This is a genomic window from Rathayibacter sp. PhB179 (assembly GCF_004345345.1).
Lineage (GTDB): Bacteria > Actinomycetota > Actinomycetes > Actinomycetales > Microbacteriaceae > Rathayibacter > Rathayibacter festucae.
In genome coordinates this window covers 240,668-257,670 of sequence record NZ_SLVD01000003.1, presented here as the reverse complement: position 1 = coordinate 257,670, position 17,003 = coordinate 240,668, and the positions used below count along the sequence as shown (strand labels likewise).

Below are 17,003 nucleotides of genomic sequence, written 5' to 3'. Positions count from 1 at the left end.
CCCTCCCGGACCCGTTCTCCGCTCGACCCCACGCTCAGGAGCTCCTCGTGCGCCTCGTCTTCGCCGGCACGCCGGCCGCCGCCGTCCCCACCCTGCGCGCCCTCGCCGCCTCCGAGCACGAGATCGTCGCGGTGGTCACCCGGGCCGACGCGCCCGTCGGCCGGAAGCGCGTGCTCACGCCCTCGCCGGTCGCCGCGGTCGCCGAGGAGCTCGGCCTGCCGGTGCTCAAGGCGAACCGCCTCGACGAGGAGGTGACCGACCGGATCGCGGCCCTCGAGCCGGACCTCGGCGTGATCGTGGCCTACGGCGGCCTGGTCCGCGCGCGGCTGCTGGCGGTGCCGCGCCTCGGCTGGATCAACCTGCACTTCTCGCTGCTGCCGCGCTGGCGCGGGGCGGCGCCCGTCCAGCGCGCGCTGATGGCGGGGGAGCAGCGGATCGGCGCGGCCGTCTTCCAGCTGGTGGCCGAGCTCGACGCGGGCGACGTCTTCGCCGAGATCGAGGAGGAGGTCGCCGGGCGCACGGCGGGCGAGCTGCTCGAGGTGCTCGCCGAGCGCGGGGCCGCCCTGACCGGCGAGGTCGTCGACGGGCTCGCCGCCGGGACCGCGGTCGCCGTGCCGCAGTCGGGCGAGGTCACGCTCGCCCCCAAGCTCGACGTGACCGACGGCCGGATCGACTGGTCTCTGCCGACCGCGCGGATCCTCGCACTCGTCCGCGGGGTCACTCCCGAGCCCGGCGCGTCGACGGCGGTCGGCGACGCGCGGCTGAAGGTGCTCGCCGTCGACGAGGCGCTCACGGACGCTCCCCTCGCGCCCGGCGCCGTGCTCCTCGACGCCGGGCGCGCCCTGGTCGGCACGGGCGACGGCGCGGTCGAGCTCGTCTCGGTGCAGCCCGCCGGCAAGACCCCGATGCCCGGCGCCGCCTGGGCCCGGGGCCTGCGCGAGAGCACGGTGCTCGCGTGAGCGGCCGGACCACGGTCGCTCCGGCCCGCCAGGTCGCCTACGACGTCCTGCTCGCGGTCAGCGGCGGCGACGCCTACGCCAACCTCGTGCTGCCCGCCCGGATCCGCGCCGCCGAGCTGTCGCCGGCCGACGCGGGCCTGGCCACCGAGCTCTGCTACGGCACCCTCCGCCTCTCCGGCTACTACGACCGGGTGATCGCCCTCGCCGCCGGCCGCGCCGTCGAGACCCTCGACGCCCCCGTCCTCGACGCGCTCCGGCTCGGCGTGCACCAGCTGCTCGGCACCCGCGTCGCGGCGCACGCGGCGGTCAACGAGAGCGTCGCGCTGGTCGCTGGCGGCTCCTCCCGCGGCGCCGTCGCCTTCGCGAACGCGGTGCTGCGCTCGGTCACCCGCTCGGGCGCCGAGGAGTGGCAGGAGCGCGTCGCCGCCGCCGCGACCTCGGGCGACGACCGGATCGCCGCGGCGACCTCGCATCCGGTCTGGATCGTCAAGGCCCTGCGCCGCGCCCTCGCCGCCGAGGGCGCCGCCGACGAGCTCGAGGCGCTGCTCGCCGCCGACAACGCCGCGCCGCGGGTGAACCTCGTCGCCCTGCCCGGCCTCGCCGAGGCCGCCGAGCTGCCCGACGCCGCGCCCGACCGCTACTCGCCCGTCGGCCTCGTCAGCACCGGAGGCGACCCCGAGGCGATCGCGCCCGTGCACGAGGGCCGCGTCCGCGTCCAGGACGAGGGCTCGCAGCTGGCCGCGCTGGCGCTCTCCCGCGCCGAGCCCATCCGCGCGGGCGAGCGCTGGCTCGACCTCTGCGCCGGCCCCGGCGGCAAGGCGGCGCTGCTGGCCGCCGAGGCGCGCGCGGGCGGCGCGACGCTGCTGGCCAACGAGGTCGTCCCGGCGCGGGCGGGGCTGGTCCGCCAGGCCCTCGCCGCCGTGGACCCGACCGTCGAGGTCCGCACCGGTGACGGCCGCACGCTCGGTGAGGAGCAACCGGCGGCCTTCGACCGCGTCCTCCTCGACGCCCCGTGCACCGGGCTCGGCGCCCTCCGCCGCCGCCCGGAGGCGCGCTGGCGGAAGACCGCCGACGACGTCGTCCCGGTCGCCGCCCTGCAGGGCGAGCTGCTCGACTCCGCCCTCGCCGCGCTCGCGCCCGGCGGCCTGCTCGCCTACGTGACCTGCTCGCCGCACCTGGGCGAGACCAAGCGCGTGCTCGCGCTCGCCGCGGAGCGCCACCCCGGCGGCTTCGAGCTCGTCGACACCCCGGCGGTCCTCCGCGGCATCACCCGCGAGCCGCTGCCGCTCGCCGAGGGCGCGCTGCACGCGCAGCTCTGGCCGCACCGGCACGGGACCGACGCGATGTTCATCCAGCTGCTGCGCCGCAGCCCGGCCTGACGGCCCGGCCGCCGCGCCTAGGCTGGGGAGCATGCCCGCACGGATCAATCCCAGCATCCTGTCCGCCGACTTCGTCAACTTCGAGGCCGAGCTGCAGCGGATCGCCGGGGCCGATCTCGTGCACGTCGACGTGATGGACAACCACTTCGTGCCGAACCTCACCTTCGGCCTGCCGATGGTGCAGCGCCTGCAGGAGGTCTCGCCGCGCCCGCTCGACGTGCACCTGATGATCGACGACCCCGACCGCTGGGCGCCGGGCTACGCCGAGACGGGCGCCTACTCCGTCACCTTCCACGCCGAGGCCGCGCGCGACGCCGTCGCGCTGGCCCGCCGCCTCCGTGAGATCGGCGCGCGCGCCGGCATCGCGCTCAAGCCCGGCACCCCGGTCGACGACTACCTCGACCTGCTGCCCGAGTTCGACCAGGTGCTGGTGATGACGGTCGAGCCCGGCTTCGGCGGCCAGTCGTTCATGGCGGAGACGATGCCGAAGCTGCACGCGCTGCGCGAGGTCGTCGACCGCACCGGCCTCGACGTCTGGCTCCAGGTCGACGGCGGCATCGCCCCCGGCACGATCGAGATCGCCGCCGAGGCGGGCGCCGACACCTTCGTCGCCGGCTCCGCCGTCTTCGGCGCCGACGACCCCGAGGCCGCCATCGCCGCGCTCCGCGACACCGCGTCGTCCCTCCTGCACCGCCACTGACCCGTCGGCCCGTTCTGCAGGTGCCAGTGCGTTGCGCAGGTGCCAGTCCCTTCTGCAGGTTCCGATCCGTTCTGCAGGTGATTCGAGCGCGGATCCCGGTCCGGCGTGCTCCAGAGCGCTGATCCGGGCAGATCACCTGCAGAACCCACCTGCACCTGCAGACGGCACCGCGTCCCGCGCGCTGCGCGCCGCTGGTCCGATCTGCAGGTGATTCGCCTGGAAGCACGCATCCTTGCGCGAGCTGCCGCCGGACGCAGGTCGGATCGCCTGCAGATCGGACCGTCGCCTGCAGATCGCACAGTCATACGCCGCCCTCGCCGGTCCGCCGCCGCGTATAGACTTCCCCGGTGAAAACTTTCGACGACCTCTTCGCTGAGCTGGGCGAGAAGGCCGCCGCGCGTCCCGAGGGTTCGGGCACGGTCCGCGAGCTCGACGCCGGTGTGCACTTCATCGGCAAGAAGATCGTCGAGGAGGCCGCCGAGGTGTGGATGGCCGCCGAGTACGAGGGCGACGAGCGCACGGCCGAGGAGATCTCGCAGCTGCTCTACCACCTGCAGGTGCTGATGCTCGCGAAGGGCCTGACGACGGCCGACGTCTACCGACATCTGTGAGCGTCCCCCCGATCGCCGGAGTGCGCCGCCGCCACGTCGCCGCGCGCCCCCACGCTCTCCGAGGCGCCGTCGCGCCTCCGCTCACCGAATCACCCTCGACCTCCAGAGGACGTCCCGTCGTGACCACGACCACCCCCACCACTCCTGACACCACCGGCACCACCGCCCCGCCCGCGCTCCTGCGCGTCGCCGTCCCGAACAAGGGCTCGCTCTCCGAGACCGCCGGCCAGATGCTGGCCGAGGCCGGCTACACCGGCCGTCGCGATCCCAAGGAGCTGCACGTCGTCGACGAGCGCAACGGCGTCGAGTTCTTCTACCTCCGCCCGCGCGACATCGCCACCTACGTCGGCTCCGGCGCGCTCGACGTCGGCGTCACCGGCCGCGACCTGCTGATCGACTCCGGCTCCGAGGCGCGCGAGATCGCCAGCCTCGGCTTCGCCGACTCGACCTTCCGCTTCGCCGGTCCGGCCGGCCGCTACACCGAGCTGCAGCAGATCGACGGCCTCCGCGTCGCGACCAGCTACCCCGGCCTCGTCGGCCGCTTCCTCCGCGAGCACGGCGTCGAGGTCACCCTCATCCGCCTGGACGGCGCGGTCGAGTCGGCCATCCAGCTGGGCGTCGCCGACGTGATCGCCGACGTCGTCGAGACCGGTACCACGCTGCGGAAGGCGGGCCTGGAGATCTTCGGCCCCGTCATCCTGAAGTCCACGGCCGTCCTCGTCTCCGGCGCGGGCGAGCCCGAGGGCATCCCGGTCCTGCTGCGCCGCCTGCAGGGCGTGCTCGTGGCCCGCGAGTACGTGCTGCTCGACTACGACTGCCCCGTCGCGCTGCTCGAGACCGCCACCGCTCTCGCGCCCGGCTTCGAGTCGCCCACCGTCTCGCCGCTGCACGACCCCGAGTGGGTCGCCGTGCGGGTCATGGTGCCGCGCGCCGACATGAACCAGGTGATGGACCGGCTCTACGACCTCGGCGCCCGCGCGATCCTGGTCACCTCGATCCACGCCGCACGCCTCTAGGAGGGGGAGCGATGAGTCTCGCCGTCCGCGTCATCCCGTGCCTCGACGTGGCCGCCGGCCGCGTCGTCAAGGGCGTCAACTTCCAGAACCTGCGCGACGCCGGCGACCCCGTCGAGCTCGCCCGGCTGTACTTCGAGCAGGGCGCCGACGAGCTGACCTTCCTCGACGTCACGGCCACCGTCGACGACCGCTCCACGACCTACGAGGTCGTCCGCGCGACCGCCGAGCAGGTCTTCATCCCGCTCACCGTCGGCGGGGGAGTGCGCTCCGTCGAGGACGTCTCGCGCCTGCTCGCGCACGGCGCCGACAAGGTGGGGGTCAACTCCGCCGCGATCGCCCGCCCCGAGCTGATCGGCGAGATCGCCGACGTCTTCGGCGCGCAGGTGCTGGTGCTCTCGCTCGATGTGAAGCGGAGCGACGCCACGCCCTCCGGCTTCGTCGTCACCACCCACGGCGGTCGCCGCGAGACGACGCTCGACGCCCTCGCCTGGGCGGCGGAGGCCGTCGAGCGCGGTGCCGGCGAGCTGCTGGTCAACTCCATCGACGCCGACGGCACCAAGCAGGGCTTCGACCTGCCGCTGATCACGGCGATGCGCGAGCTGAGCACCGTGCCGGTGATCGCCTCGGGCGGCGCCGGCGCCGTCGAGCACTTCGCTCCCGCCATCGAGGCGGGCGCCGACGCGGTGCTCGCCGCCTCCGTCTTCCACAATCGCGAGCTGACGATCGGCGACGTGAAGCGCGCCCTCGACGACTCCGGGATCGAGATCCGGCGATGAGCACCGAGACGACCGACGGCACGACGACCCCCGACGACCTCACCGCGGTCCTCGACCGCGCGACCTTCGGCGCGAGCGGCCTCCTGCCCGCCGTCATCCAGCAGCACGACACCGGCGAGGTGCTGATGCTCGGCTGGATGGACCGCGAGGCGCTGCGTCGCACGCTGACCGAGGGCCGGGTGACCTTCTGGTCGCGCTCCCGCCGGGAGTACTGGCGGAAGGGCGACACCTCCGGGCACGCCCAGTACGTCCGCGGGGCCGCGCTGGACTGCGACGCCGACACGCTGCTCGTGCAGGTCGAGCAGATCGGTGCCGCCTGCCACACCGGCGAGCACTCCTGCTTCGACGTCGATCCGCTCGCCCCGGTGACGGACCTCGGGCCGCAGGCGTGAGCGGCCGGCGCCTCAAGTACTCCGCGATCCTCGGGATCGTGCTGCTCGCCGCGCTCGAGCTCACCGCCTCCACCCAGCCCTGGGCAACGCTCGTGCTCACCTCGGGCGTCGGCAACGGCCGGGCGCTCTCCGTCGTCGGCACCGTCGCCGCGCCGGCCCTGTCGGCCCTGGCCCTCGCCGGGCTCGCTCTCGCGGCTGCGCTCGCCATCGCCGGGCCGGCCTTCCGGATCGTCCTCGGGCTGCTGCAGATCGTCCTCGGCGGCTCGGTCGTCCTGGCCGCCTCGACCGCGCTCGCCGATCCCGTGCGCGCCGGCTCGTCGCTGGTCACCGATGCGACCGCGATCGCGGGCCGGGAGTCGGTCGCCGCGCTCGTCGCCTCGTCCTCCGTCACCGCCTGGCCGGTCGTCGCGCTGGTGGCCGGCGTGCTGACCGCGGTCATCGGCGTGCTCGTGCTCGTCACGGTCCGGCGCTGGCCCGGTGCGAAGAAGAAGCGCGCCTCCCGGTTCGAGCCCGCCGACGGCTACGGCCACGGGGCGACGACCGTGCAGACCGACGACGGCGACATCGATCCCGTCGTCTCCTGGGACGAGCTGTCCCGCGGCGACGACCCGACGTCCGCCCGCTGAGCGGGCTTCAACGGTGCCCGCCGGTCGGCGGGCCCTTCGGCCCCGAGCCGCTAGACTGCTCTGGTTCCCACGCACGTCCAGGAGGAGAGCCATGAGCACCGAGCACGACGACGACAACCACGGCCACTCGCCCGCAGCGTGGACGGCCGTCGTCATCATGCTGGTCGGCTTCACGGTCGGCACGATCGCCTTCTGGTTCGACCTGCCCCTCGTCGTCTGGCTGTCCGCCGGACTCGTCGTGGTCGGCCTCCTCGTCGGCGTGATCCTGGCCCGCCTGGGCTACGGCGTCGACGGCGCGAAGGCCAACCCGAAGGCGCGCGCGTAGAGTGCTCGGCGATCTGACCGCCGGCGCCCTGGCCGACGCGGCCCGGCGTCGCGAGACCGTCCCGCTCGCCGCCCTCGAGCGGCGTGCCGCCGAGCGCCCGGCCGCCCTCGACGCCCTCGCCGCGCTGGCTCCGGCCGAGCGCGTGCGGATCATCGCCGAGGTCAAGCGGTCCAGCCCGTCCCGCGGCGCCCTCGCCGAGATCCCCGACCCCGCGCTGCTCGCCGGGCAGTACGAGCTCGGGGGAGCGAGCGCGATCAGCGTCCTCACCGAGGAGCGCCGCTTCAAGGGCTCCCTCGCCGACCTCGAGGCCGTCCGCGCGAAGGTGTCGATCCCGGTCCTGCGCAAGGACTTCATCGCGGAGCCCTACCAGGTGCTCGAGGCGCGCGCCTCCGGAGCGGACCTCGTCCTCCTCATCGTCGCCGCGCTCGAGCAGCCCGTGCTGGCCGAGCTGCACGCCCTCGTCCTCGAGCTCGGGATGACCCCGCTGGTCGAGACCCACTCGGGCGACGAGCTCGAGCGGGCCGCCGACCTCGGCGCGCGCCTGATCGGGGTCAACGCCCGCGACCTCTCCACCTTCGAGCTCGACCGCGACCTCTTCGGCCGCCTCTCCGAGCGCTTCCCGGCCGACGCCGTCAAGGTCGCGGAGTCGGCGGTCCTCTCGGCCGACGACGTCGCGCACTACCGCCGCTCCGGCGCGGACGTCGTCCTCGTCGGCGAGGCCCTCGTCACCGGCGGCGACCCCGTCTCCACCCTCGCCGGCTTCCTGGCGCACTGACCACGATCCACCGATAGGCGGCACTGCCATGGCACTCCGAGACGAACTCGGTCCCTACTTCGGCGACTTCGGCGGACGCTACGTCCCCGAGTCGCTCGTGAAGGCGCTCGACGAGCTGAGCGCCGAGTACGAGCGCACCAAGGTCGACCCGGCGTTCCGCGCCGAGCTGACCGAGCTGCACCGCAGCTACACCGGCCGGCCCTCGATCATCACCGAGGTGCCGCGCTTCGCCGAGCACGCGGGCGGTGCGCGGATCATCCTCAAGCGCGAGGACCTCAACCACACCGGCTCGCACAAGATCAACAACGTGCTCGGCCAGGCGCTGCTGACCAAGCGCATCGGCAAGACCCGCGTGATCGCCGAGACCGGCGCCGGCCAGCACGGCGTGGCCACCGCCACCGCCGCCGCGCTCTTCGGCCTCGACTGCGTCGTCTACATGGGCGAGGTCGACACCGAGCGCCAGGCGCTCAACGTCGCCCGGATGCGCCTGCTCGGCGCCGAGGTCGTCTCGGTGACCACGGGCTCGCGCACCCTCAAGGACGCGATCAACGACGCGATGCGCGACTGGGTGACCAACGTCGAGACGACGAACTACGTCTTCGGCACCGTGGCGGGCCCGCACCCCTTCCCGGCGATGGTGCGCGACTTCCAGAAGATCATCGGCGAGGAGGCGCGCGAGCAGGTCCTCGCGCTCACCGGCGCCCTGCCCACCGCCGTCACCGCCTGCGTCGGCGGCGGCTCCAACGCGATGGGCATCTTCCACGCGTTCCTCGACGACCCCGAGGTCAGGCTGGTCGGCTTCGAGGCCGGCGGCGACGGCATCGAGACCCCGCGCCACGCGGCGACCATCAGCAAGGGCCGCCCCGGCGTCCTGCACGGCGCCCGCAGCTTCCTGCTCCAGGACGAGGACGGCCAGACCATCGAGTCGCACTCGATCTCGGCCGGTCTCGACTACCCGGGCGTCGGCCCCGAGCACGCCTGGCTCTCGAGCATCGGCCGCGCCGACTACCGCGCGGTCACCGACTCCGCCGCGATGGACGCCCTGATGCTGCTCAGCCGCACCGAGGGCATCATCCCCGCGATCGAGTCGGCGCACGCCCTCGCCGGCACGCTCGAGCTCGGCCGCGAGCTCGGCCCCGACGCGACCATCCTGGTCAACCTCTCCGGCCGCGGCGACAAGGACATGACGACCGCCGCGCGCTACTTCGGACTCGTCGACCAGGGCGCGGTGCAGTCGTGAGCGGCGTCGGCCCGAGCGTCGCCGAGACCGTCCGCCGCCGCAACAAGGAGGCCGCGGGCGCCCTGATCGGCTACCTGCCCGCCGGCTTCCCGGACCTCGCGACGAGCATCGACGCCGCAGTGGCCCTCGCCGAGAACGGCGTGGACGCGATCGAGCTCGGCCTGCCCTACTCCGACCCGGTCATGGACGGCCCCGTCATCCAGGAGGCGACCCAGGCCGCCCTCGCCGGCGGCTTCCGCCTGCGCCACGGCTTCGACGCGGTCCGCGCGATCCGCGCCCGCGTGGACGTGCCGGTGCTGGTGATGACGTACTACAACCCAGTGCTGCAGTACGGCGTCGAGCGCTTCGCCACCGACCTCGCCGAGGCCGGCGGCTCCGGCCTGATCACGCCCGACCTCATCCCCGACGAGGGCGCGGAGTGGATGGCCGTCTCCGAGCGCCTCGGCCTCGACCGGGTCTTCCTCGCCGCCCCCTCCTCGAGCGACGAGCGCCTGCGAGCGACCGTCGAGGCGAGCCGCGGCTTCGTCTACGCGGTCTCGACGATGGGCATCACCGGAGCGCGCGCGGACGTCGACCGTGCCGCCCGCACGCTCGTCGAGCGCCTGCGCACCGCCGGCTCGGACAGCGCCTGCGTCGGCGTGGGCGTCTCGACCGGCGACCAGGTCGCCGAGATCCTCGCCTACGCCGACGGCGCGATCGTCGGCTCGGCCCTCGTGCGCGCGCTCGCCTCCGGGGGAGTCGCCGCGGTGGCGGAGACGGCTCGCGGTCTGGCAGAGGGCACGCGTCCGCGCGCCTGACGCCTCCCAGTACACTCGGGATGCCCGTCGGGGCGCGGCGCCGCCGCGACCGCGGGATCCCTCCTTCGAAAGGTCGACGTACCGGTGTCCGTACCGCTGAGCATCCCGAGTCCGCCCGAGGCGTGGAGTCAGTACGACTTCACGCTCTTCGATCGCGCGTTCTCGATCCACACCTATGCCGTCTGCATCCTGGTCGGCATCGTGGTCGCCACGATCATGACGAACGCCCGCCTCAAGCGCCGCGGCGCCGAGCCGTGGGTCGTCCTCGACATCATCATCTGGGCCGTGCCGCTCGGCATCATCGGCGCGCGGCTCTACCACGTGCTCACGCACCCCGGCGACTACTTCTACGCCGGCGCGGACCCGTGGGAGATCATCCGGATCTGGAACGGCGGCAACGCGATCTTCGGCGGCCTGATCGGCGGCGCCGTCGGAGCCTGGATCGGCTGCCGCTGGACCGGCGTCCGCTTCTGGACCTTCGCCGACGCGCTCGCGCCCGGCATGCTCGCCGCGCAGGCCATCGGCCGCCTCGGCAACTGGTTCAACCACGAGCTGTTCGGCCTCCCGACGACCCTGCCGTGGGGCCTCGAGATCGAGAGCAGCAACCCGGCCTTCCCGGTCGGCCTGCCCGCCGGCACGCTCTTCCACCCGACCTTCCTCTACGAGATCCTCTGGAACGTCGTCGGCATCGCGGTCATCCTGCTGCTCGAGCGCCGCCTCAAGCTGCAGTGGGGCACCGTCTTCGCCGCCTACCTGATCTGGTACGGCATCGGCCGCGTCTGGTTCGAGTCCATCCGGATCGACCCGAGCGAGTTCTTCTGGGGCATCCGCACCAACGTCTGGGCGGCGCTGGCCGCCGTCGTCGTCGGTCTGGTCCTCGTCGTGATCCAGCGGCGCGAGCACCCGGGTCGCGAGACCTCGGCCTACCGGCCCGGCCGCGAGTGGACGCCCGCCCCAGCTGCGGTAGAATTCGAGGACGTCGAGTCCGACTCCGACGCCACCACTCCTTCTTCCGGCACCGACGCCGAGAAGTCGACGGTCTCCCACAGCTGACGCGGTCCGCGGCACCCCCGCGGCCCCGCATCCAGCTCACCTCTCCGTCCGTCCGCCCCACCGCGGCTCAGCCACAAGCGCTGCCGCGGGGGAGCGAGCGCACGACCCCGACGACGGCGCCAGACCTCCGCTCCGCGACCACCGAATGCACGGCCCTCCCGATCGGGGAGCCGCTCCTCCACCACCACACCGCGGGCCAGCGACGTCCCGATCCGCTACGACTCTCGTGAGGACGGTCCCCATGGCTCCCGTTCAGCCCTCGCCCCGCGTCCCCGCCGTGCCGTTCCTCGGCACCCCGTCCGCACAGGGGATGTACGACCCGGCGGCCGAGAAGGACGCATGCGGTCTCGCCATGGTCGCCACCATGCGCGGGACGGCCGGGCACGACATCATCGACGCCGCGCTGAACGCGCTGCGCAACCTCGAGCACCGCGGCGCGGTCGGCTCCGACGCCGGCACCGGCGACGGCGCGGGGATCATCACCCAGATCCCCGACGACTTCCTGCGCGCCGTCGCGGCCGTCGAGCTGCCCCCCGTCGGGCAGTACGCGGTCGGCAACGCCTTCCTGCCCGTCGACGTCTTCGAGCGCGAGCGGGTCAAGTCGACCATCGCCGAGATGGCCCGCGAGGAGAACCTCACCGTCCTCGGCTGGCGCTCCATCCCCGTCCAGCCGGACGAGATCGGCACGCTCGCCCGCGCCGCCATGCCGGCGATCGAGCAGCTCTACGTCTCGAGCGAGCTCACCGACGCGGCGGGCGTGCCGCTGGCCGGGCTCCGCCTCGACCGCCTCACCTTCCGCCTGCGCAAGCGCGTCGAGCGCGAGCTCGAGGTGTACTTCATGTCGCTCTCGAGCCGCACGCTCGTCTACAAGGGCATGGTCACCACCCTCCAGCTCGAGCCGTTCTACCCCGACCTCTCGGACGAGCGCTTCACCTCGAAGCTCGCGCTGGTGCACTCGCGCTACTCGACCAACACCTTCCCGTCCTGGCCGCTCGCGCAGCCGTTCCGGATGATCGCGCACAACGGCGAGATCAACACGGTGCAGGGCAACCGCAACTGGATGCGCGCGCGCCAGTCGCAGCTGAAGAGCGCCGAGCTCGGCGACCTCTCGCCGCTGTTCCCGATCGTCTCGACCGGCCGCAGCGACTCCGCCTCGTTCGACGAGACGGTGGAGCTGCTCACGCTGGCCGGCCGCTCGCTGCCGCACGCGATCATGATGATGGTGCCGGAGGCGTGGGAGAACCAGGCCGCCGCGATCGACCAGAAGCGCCGCGCCTTCTACGAGTACCACTCGATGCTCATGGAGCCGTGGGACGGCCCAGCCGCGATCGTCTTCACCGACGGCGACCTCGTCGGCGCCACGCTGGACCGCAACGGCCTGCGCCCCGGCCGCTACGTCGTCACCGACGACGGCCTCGTCGTGCTCGCCAGCGAGATCGGCGTCCTCGACATCGACCCCGCGAAGATCGTCCGCAAGGGCCGGCTGCAGCCGGGCCGGATGTTCCTGGTCGACACCGAGCAGGGCCGCATCGTCGAGGACGAGGAGATCAAGGCGCAGCTCGCCGACTCCGGTCCCTTCGACGAGTGGCTCGACAAGGGCCGCATCAACCTCAAGGACCTGCCCGAGCGCGAGCACATCGTGCACACGCCCGCGTCGGTCAACCGCCGCCAGCGCACCTTCGGCTACACCGAGGAGGAGGTGCGGCTGCTGCTGCTGCCGATGGCGAAGGCCGGCGCCGAGCCGCTCGGCGCCATGGGCTCCGACACGCCGGTCGCGGTGCTCTCCAAGCGCCCGCGACTGCTGTTCGACTACTTCACCCAGGCGTTCGCGCAGGTGACCAACCCGCCGCTCGACTCCATCCGCGAGGAGGTCGTCACCTCGCTGCGCCTCGGCCTCGGACCGGAGCGCAACCTGCTCTCGGCCGGCGCCGAGCACGCCCGCCAGGTCGTCCTCGACTTCCCGGTGATCGACAATGACGAGCTGGCCAAGATCCAGCACATCGCGCCGCGGCCGCTCAGCCACATCACCACGACGATCCGCGGTCTGTACCGCGTCGACGCCGGCCCCCGCGCGATGCAGGACCGCCTCGACGCGATGTGCGCCGAGGCCGACGAGGCGATCGCCGCCGGAGCGCAGTTCCTCGTGCTCTCGGACCGCGACTCCACCAAGGACCTCGCGCCGATCCCCTCGCTGCTGATGCTCGCCGCCGTGCACCACCACCTGATCCGCACCGAGAACCGGATGCGCGTCGGGCTGGTCGTCGAGGCCGGCGACGTCCGCGAGGTGCACCACGTCGCGACGCTGATCGGCTACGGCGCCTCCGCGGTGAACCCGTACCTCGCGATGGAGACCTGCGAGCAGCTGGTCCGCAGCGGCATGATCTCGGACCTCTCGCCCGAGAAGGCCGTCAAGAACGTGATCAAGGCGCTCGGCAAGGGCGTCCTCAAGATCATGTCCAAGATGGGCATCTCGACCGTGTCCAGCTACGCCGGCGCGCAGACCTTCGAGGCCGTCGGCCTCAGCCAGGTCTTCGTCGACCAGTACTTCACCGGCACCGCCTCCAAGCTCGGCGGCATCGGGATCGAGGTCGTCGCCGAGGAGAACGCCGCGCGCCACCGCGCCGCGTACCCCGAGGACGGCGCGGTCGTCGCGCACGAGCGCCTCGCGGTCGGCGGCGAGTACCAGTGGCGCCGCGACGGCGCGCCGCACCTCTTCAACCCGGACACCGTCTTCCGGCTGCAGCACTCCACGCGCAACCGCCGCTACGACGTCTTCCGCGAGTACACGAAGATGGTCGACGATCAGGCGCTCTCGCTGATGACCCTCCGCGGCATGTTCACCCTCGACACGGAGGGCCGCACGCCCGTCCCGATCGACGAGGTCGAGTCGGTCGAGTCCATCGTCAAGCGCTTCTCCACCGGGGCGATGAGCTACGGCTCCATCTCGCCGGAGGCGCACGAGACGCTCGCCATCGCGATGAACCGCCTCGGCGCCAAGTCGAACACCGGCGAGGGCGGCGAGGACACCGAGCGACTGCTCGACCCCGAGCGCCGCTCCGCGATCAAGCAGGTCGCCTCGGGCCGCTTCGGCGTCACGAGCATGTACCTGACGCACGCCGACGACATCCAGATCAAGCTCGCCCAGGGCGCCAAGCCCGGCGAGGGCGGCCAGCTGCCGCCGACCAAGGTCTACCCGTGGATCGCGCGCACCCGGCACGCGACCGCGGGCGTCGGCCTGATCTCACCGCCGCCGCACCACGACATCTACTCGATCGAGGACCTCAAGCAGCTGATCTTCGACCTCAAGCGGGCGAACCCGAAGGCGCGCATCCACGCGAAGCTCGTCAGCCAGTCGGGAATCGGCGCGGTCGCGGCCGGCACGGCCAAGGCCCTCGCCGACGTGATCCTCGTCTCGGGCCACGACGGCGGCACCGGCGCGAGCCCCGTCAACTCGCTCAAGCACGCCGGCACGCCGTGGGAGCTCGGCCTCGCCGAGACCCAGCAGACGCTGATGCTCAACGGCATGCGCGACCGCGTCGTGGTGCAGGTCGACGGCCAGATGAAGACCGGCCGCGACGTCGTGATCGGCGCCCTGCTCGGCGCCGAGGAGTTCGGCTTCGCCACCGCCCCGCTGATCGTCGAGGGCTGCATCATGATGCGCGTCTGCCACCTCGACACCTGCCCGGTGGGCGTCGCGACGCAGAACCCCGAGCTGCGCAAGCGCTTCAACGGCAAGCCCGAGTTCGTCGTCAACTTCTTCGAGTTCATCGCCCAGGAGGTGCGCGAGTACCTCGCCCAGCTCGGCTTCCGCTCGATCGACGAGATCGTCGGCCACCGCGAGCTGCTCGACGTCAACCGCGCCATCGAGCACTGGAAGGCGAGCGGGCTCGACCTGACGCCGATCCTGGTCGGCCCGGTCTTCCGCGCCGAGGAGCCGCGCCGCCACGGCCGCGCGCAGGAGCACGAGCTGGAGAAGCACTTCGACAACGAGCTGATCCGCCTCGCCGCGAACGTCCTCGACCACCGCGGCACCGTGGTGATCGACCGTGAGATCAAGAACACCGAGCGCGCCGTCGGCACGATGCTCGGCCACGAGGTGACCGTCCGCTACGGCGAGAACGGGCTGCCGGCCGACTCCATCACGGTGAACCTCCGCGGCTCGGCGGGGCAGTCGCTCGGCGCGTTCCTGCCCGCGGGCATCACGCTGCGCCTCGAGGGCGACTCGAACGACTACGTCGGCAAGGGCCTCTCCGGCGGCCAGATCGTGGTGCGGCCCGACCGCCGCAGCACCTTCGACGCGTCGGCGAACGTCATCGCCGGCAACGTGATCGGCTACGGAGCGACCCAGGGCACGATGTTCATCCGCGGGATGGTGGGCGAGCGCTTCCTGGTCCGCAACTCCGGTGCCACGGCGGTCGTCGAGGGCGTGGGCGACCACGCGCTCGAGTACATGACCGGCGGGCTCGCCGTCATCCTCGGCGCGACCGGCCGCAACCTCGGCGCGGGCATGTCCGGCGGCACCGCCTACATCCACGACCTGAGCCGCGAGCTCGTCAACCGCGACGCGATCGCCTCCGGGGAGCTGACGCTCTCCGAGCTCGGCAGCGCCGACGTGGAGATCCTGCGCGACCTGCTCGAGCGGCACGTGGCCGAGACCGAGTCGACCCTGGCCCAGGGGATGCTCGACGATTTCGACGGAACCGTCTCGCGTTTCGTCAAGGTACTGCCCCGCGACTTCGCCGCGGTGCTCGCGACGCGAGCATCCGCCGTCGAAGAGGGGCTCGACCCCGACGGCGACGTCGTCTGGGGACGGATTCTGGAGGTGACCGGTGGCTGATCCCAAGGGATTCCTGAAGGTGCAGGACCGGGAGCTGCCCAAGCGGCGCCCGGTGTCTGTGCGGCTGATGGACTGGAAAGAGGTGTACGAGCAGGGCGACACCGCCGTGCTGCGCCGGCAGGCCGGCCGCTGCATGGACTGCGGCATCCCGTTCTGCCACAAGGGCTGCCCGCTCGGGAACCTGATCCCCGAGTGGAACGACCTGATGTGGCGCGGCGAGGGCCGCCAGGCGATCGAGCGCCTGCACGCGACCAACAACTTCCCGGAGTTCACCGGCCGTCTGTGCCCGGCGCCCTGCGAGTCGTCCTGCGTGCTCGGCATCAACCAGCCCGCGGTCACGATCAAGCAGATCGAGGTCTCGATCATCGATCAGGCCTTCGGCAACGACTGGGTGCAGCCGCACCCGCCGGAGCGGCTGACCGGCAAGACGGTCGCCGTCGTCGGCTCCGGCCCCGCCGGTCTGGCCGCGGCGCAGCAGCTCACCCGCGCCGGGCACACCGTCGCGGTCTACGAGCGCGACGACCGCATCGGCGGCCTCCTGCGCTACGGCATCCCCGACTTCAAGATGGAGAAGAAGCACCTCGAGCTGCGCCTGAACCAGATGAAGGCCGAGGGCACCCGCTTCCGCGCCGGCGTCGACATCGGCACGGACATCACCTGGGACGATCTGCGCGCGCGCTACGACGCCGTCGTGGTCGCCACCGGTGCGATGGTCCCGCGCGATCTGCCGATCCCCGGCCGCGACCTGGCCGGCGTGCACTTCGCGATGGAGTACCTGGTGCAGTCGAACCACGCCATCGCGGGCGACCGCGTGTTCGAGCGGATCTCGGCCGAGGGCAAGCACGTCGTCGTCCTCGGCGGCGGCGACACCGGAGCGGACTGCATCGGCACCGCGCACCGCCAGAAGGCGGCCTCGGTTACCAACCTCGCGATCGGCACCCAGCCGCCGTCGCAGCGTCCGGACAGCCAGCCCTGGCCGATGGACCCGACCGTCTTCGAGGTCGCCAGCGCCCACGAGGAGGGCGGGGAGCGCGTCTACCTCGCCTCCACCGTCGAGTTCCTCGCGAACGAGGTCGGCGAGGTCCGCGCCGTGCGCGTGGCCGAGACCGAGTACCTCGACGGACGCCGCGTGCCCAAGGCGGGCACCGAGCGCGAGATCCCGGCCGACCTGGTCCTCCTGGCCCTGGGCTTCACCGGCCCCGAGTCGGAGCACCTCGCCGGCCAGCTCGAGGTGCCGTTCACGGACCGCGGCAACGTGGTCCGCGGCGACCGCTTCGAGACCAGCGTCCCGGGCGTCTTCGTCGCCGGCGACGCCGGCCGCGGCCAGTCGCTGATCGTCTGGGCGATCGCGGAGGGCCGCTCCGTCGCGGCCGAGATCGACCGCTACCTCGAAGGCACCACCCAGCTGCCCGCGCCCGTCGGGCCCAACGACCGGGGCTTCACGCTCTAGTCCCACGGACGCGATAGTCTTCGCGCGCCAGCTTCACAGCTCACCCTCCCCGCTAACGACGCGCCCT

At 72.8% G+C, this 17,003-nt stretch carries 15 protein-coding genes; all 15 read left to right on the top strand.

Annotation, left to right across the window (positions count from 1 at the left end):
- Window positions 1-47 precede the first annotated feature (47 nt).
- The 15 genes from fmt to EDF43_RS08340 all read left to right on the top strand — a co-directional run bounded on the left by fmt (window position 48) and on the right by EDF43_RS08340 (window position 16,936).
- Window positions 48-959, top strand: a complete 912-nt coding sequence (fmt, locus tag EDF43_RS08410) for a methionyl-tRNA formyltransferase (RefSeq protein ID WP_132436269.1) — start codon at window positions 48-50, stop codon at window positions 957-959.
- Window positions 956-2,338: a transcription antitermination factor NusB gene (locus tag EDF43_RS08405; protein ID WP_243646259.1), complete on the top strand. Its 1,383-nt coding sequence runs from the start codon at window positions 956-958 to the stop codon at window positions 2,336-2,338. The genes fmt and EDF43_RS08405 overlap by 4 nt, the downstream gene beginning before the upstream one ends.
- A gap of 31 nt (window positions 2,339-2,369) precedes the next feature.
- A complete protein-coding gene (gene rpe, locus EDF43_RS08400; RefSeq protein WP_132436267.1) occupies window positions 2,370-3,038 on the top strand; it encodes a ribulose-phosphate 3-epimerase in 669 nt (222 codons plus the stop codon).
- A 347-nt stretch (window positions 3,039-3,385) separates the two neighbouring features.
- Window positions 3,386-3,649, top strand: a complete 264-nt coding sequence (locus EDF43_RS08395; RefSeq protein WP_055791842.1) for a phosphoribosyl-ATP diphosphatase — start codon at window positions 3,386-3,388, stop codon at window positions 3,647-3,649.
- Between the two features lie 119 nt (window positions 3,650-3,768).
- Window positions 3,769-4,665, top strand: coding sequence for an ATP phosphoribosyltransferase (gene hisG / locus EDF43_RS08390; RefSeq protein ID WP_132436266.1), 897 nt, complete (start codon window positions 3,769-3,771; stop codon window positions 4,663-4,665).
- 11 nt (window positions 4,666-4,676) lie between these two features.
- Window positions 4,677-5,441: an imidazole glycerol phosphate synthase subunit HisF gene (gene hisF / locus EDF43_RS08385; RefSeq protein WP_123735821.1), complete on the top strand. Its 765-nt coding sequence runs from the start codon at window positions 4,677-4,679 to the stop codon at window positions 5,439-5,441.
- Window positions 5,438-5,833, top strand: a complete 396-nt coding sequence (gene hisI, locus EDF43_RS08380) for a phosphoribosyl-AMP cyclohydrolase (RefSeq protein WP_132436265.1) — start codon at window positions 5,438-5,440, stop codon at window positions 5,831-5,833. The genes hisF and hisI overlap by 4 nt, the downstream gene beginning before the upstream one ends.
- The gene (locus tag EDF43_RS08375) at window positions 5,830-6,459 is read left to right on the top strand and encodes a Trp biosynthesis-associated membrane protein (RefSeq protein WP_132436264.1); all 630 of its coding nucleotides are present in this window, start codon (window positions 5,830-5,832) and stop codon (window positions 6,457-6,459) included. The genes hisI and EDF43_RS08375 overlap by 4 nt, the downstream gene beginning before the upstream one ends.
- A gap of 91 nt (window positions 6,460-6,550) precedes the next feature.
- Window positions 6,551-6,784, top strand: coding sequence for a DUF6704 family protein (locus EDF43_RS08370; protein WP_123446235.1), 234 nt, complete (start codon window positions 6,551-6,553; stop codon window positions 6,782-6,784).
- Between the two features lies 1 nt (window position 6,785).
- Window positions 6,786-7,559 carry an indole-3-glycerol phosphate synthase TrpC gene (gene trpC, locus EDF43_RS08365; RefSeq protein WP_132436263.1) on the top strand — a complete coding sequence of 258 codons (774 nt, stop codon included), beginning with the start codon at window positions 6,786-6,788 and terminating at the stop codon, window positions 7,557-7,559.
- A gap of 28 nt (window positions 7,560-7,587) precedes the next feature.
- Window positions 7,588-8,799, top strand: a complete 1,212-nt coding sequence (gene trpB, locus EDF43_RS08360) for a tryptophan synthase subunit beta (RefSeq protein ID WP_123735818.1) — start codon at window positions 7,588-7,590, stop codon at window positions 8,797-8,799.
- A complete protein-coding gene (trpA, locus tag EDF43_RS08355) occupies window positions 8,796-9,596 on the top strand; it encodes a tryptophan synthase subunit alpha (protein WP_132436262.1) in 801 nt (266 codons plus the stop codon). Before trpB ends, trpA begins: the two co-directional genes overlap by 4 nt.
- 102 nt (window positions 9,597-9,698) lie before the next feature.
- The gene (lgt, locus tag EDF43_RS08350; protein WP_243646266.1) at window positions 9,699-10,649 is read left to right on the top strand and encodes a prolipoprotein diacylglyceryl transferase; all 951 of its coding nucleotides are present in this window, start codon (window positions 9,699-9,701) and stop codon (window positions 10,647-10,649) included.
- A gap of 310 nt (window positions 10,650-10,959) precedes the next feature.
- The gene (gltB, locus tag EDF43_RS08345; protein ID WP_243646265.1) at window positions 10,960-15,486 is read left to right on the top strand and encodes a glutamate synthase large subunit; all 4,527 of its coding nucleotides are present in this window, start codon (window positions 10,960-10,962) and stop codon (window positions 15,484-15,486) included.
- Window positions 15,479-16,936 carry a glutamate synthase subunit beta gene (locus EDF43_RS08340; RefSeq protein ID WP_132436261.1) on the top strand — a complete coding sequence of 486 codons (1,458 nt, stop codon included), beginning with the start codon at window positions 15,479-15,481 and terminating at the stop codon, window positions 16,934-16,936. Before gltB ends, EDF43_RS08340 begins: the two co-directional genes overlap by 8 nt.
- The last annotated feature ends 67 nt before the right edge of the window (window positions 16,937-17,003 follow it).

Bases quoted from the DNA above. Each gene is read 5' to 3' on its own strand.
- hisF (WP_123735821.1), top strand. From the start codon at position 4,677: ATGAGTCTCGCCGTCCGCGTCATCCCGTGCCTCGACGTGGCCGCCGGC.
- gltB (WP_243646265.1), top strand. From the start codon at position 10,960: ATGTACGACCCGGCGGCCGAGAAGGACGCATGCGGTCTCGCCATGGTC.
- hisI (WP_132436265.1), top strand. From the start codon at position 5,438: ATGAGCACCGAGACGACCGACGGCACGACGACCCCCGACGACCTCACC.
- trpB (WP_123735818.1), top strand. From the start codon at position 7,588: ATGGCACTCCGAGACGAACTCGGTCCCTACTTCGGCGACTTCGGCGGA.
- rpe (WP_132436267.1), top strand. From the start codon at position 2,370: ATGCCCGCACGGATCAATCCCAGCATCCTGTCCGCCGACTTCGTCAAC.
- EDF43_RS08370 (WP_123446235.1), top strand. From the start codon at position 6,551: ATGAGCACCGAGCACGACGACGACAACCACGGCCACTCGCCCGCAGCG.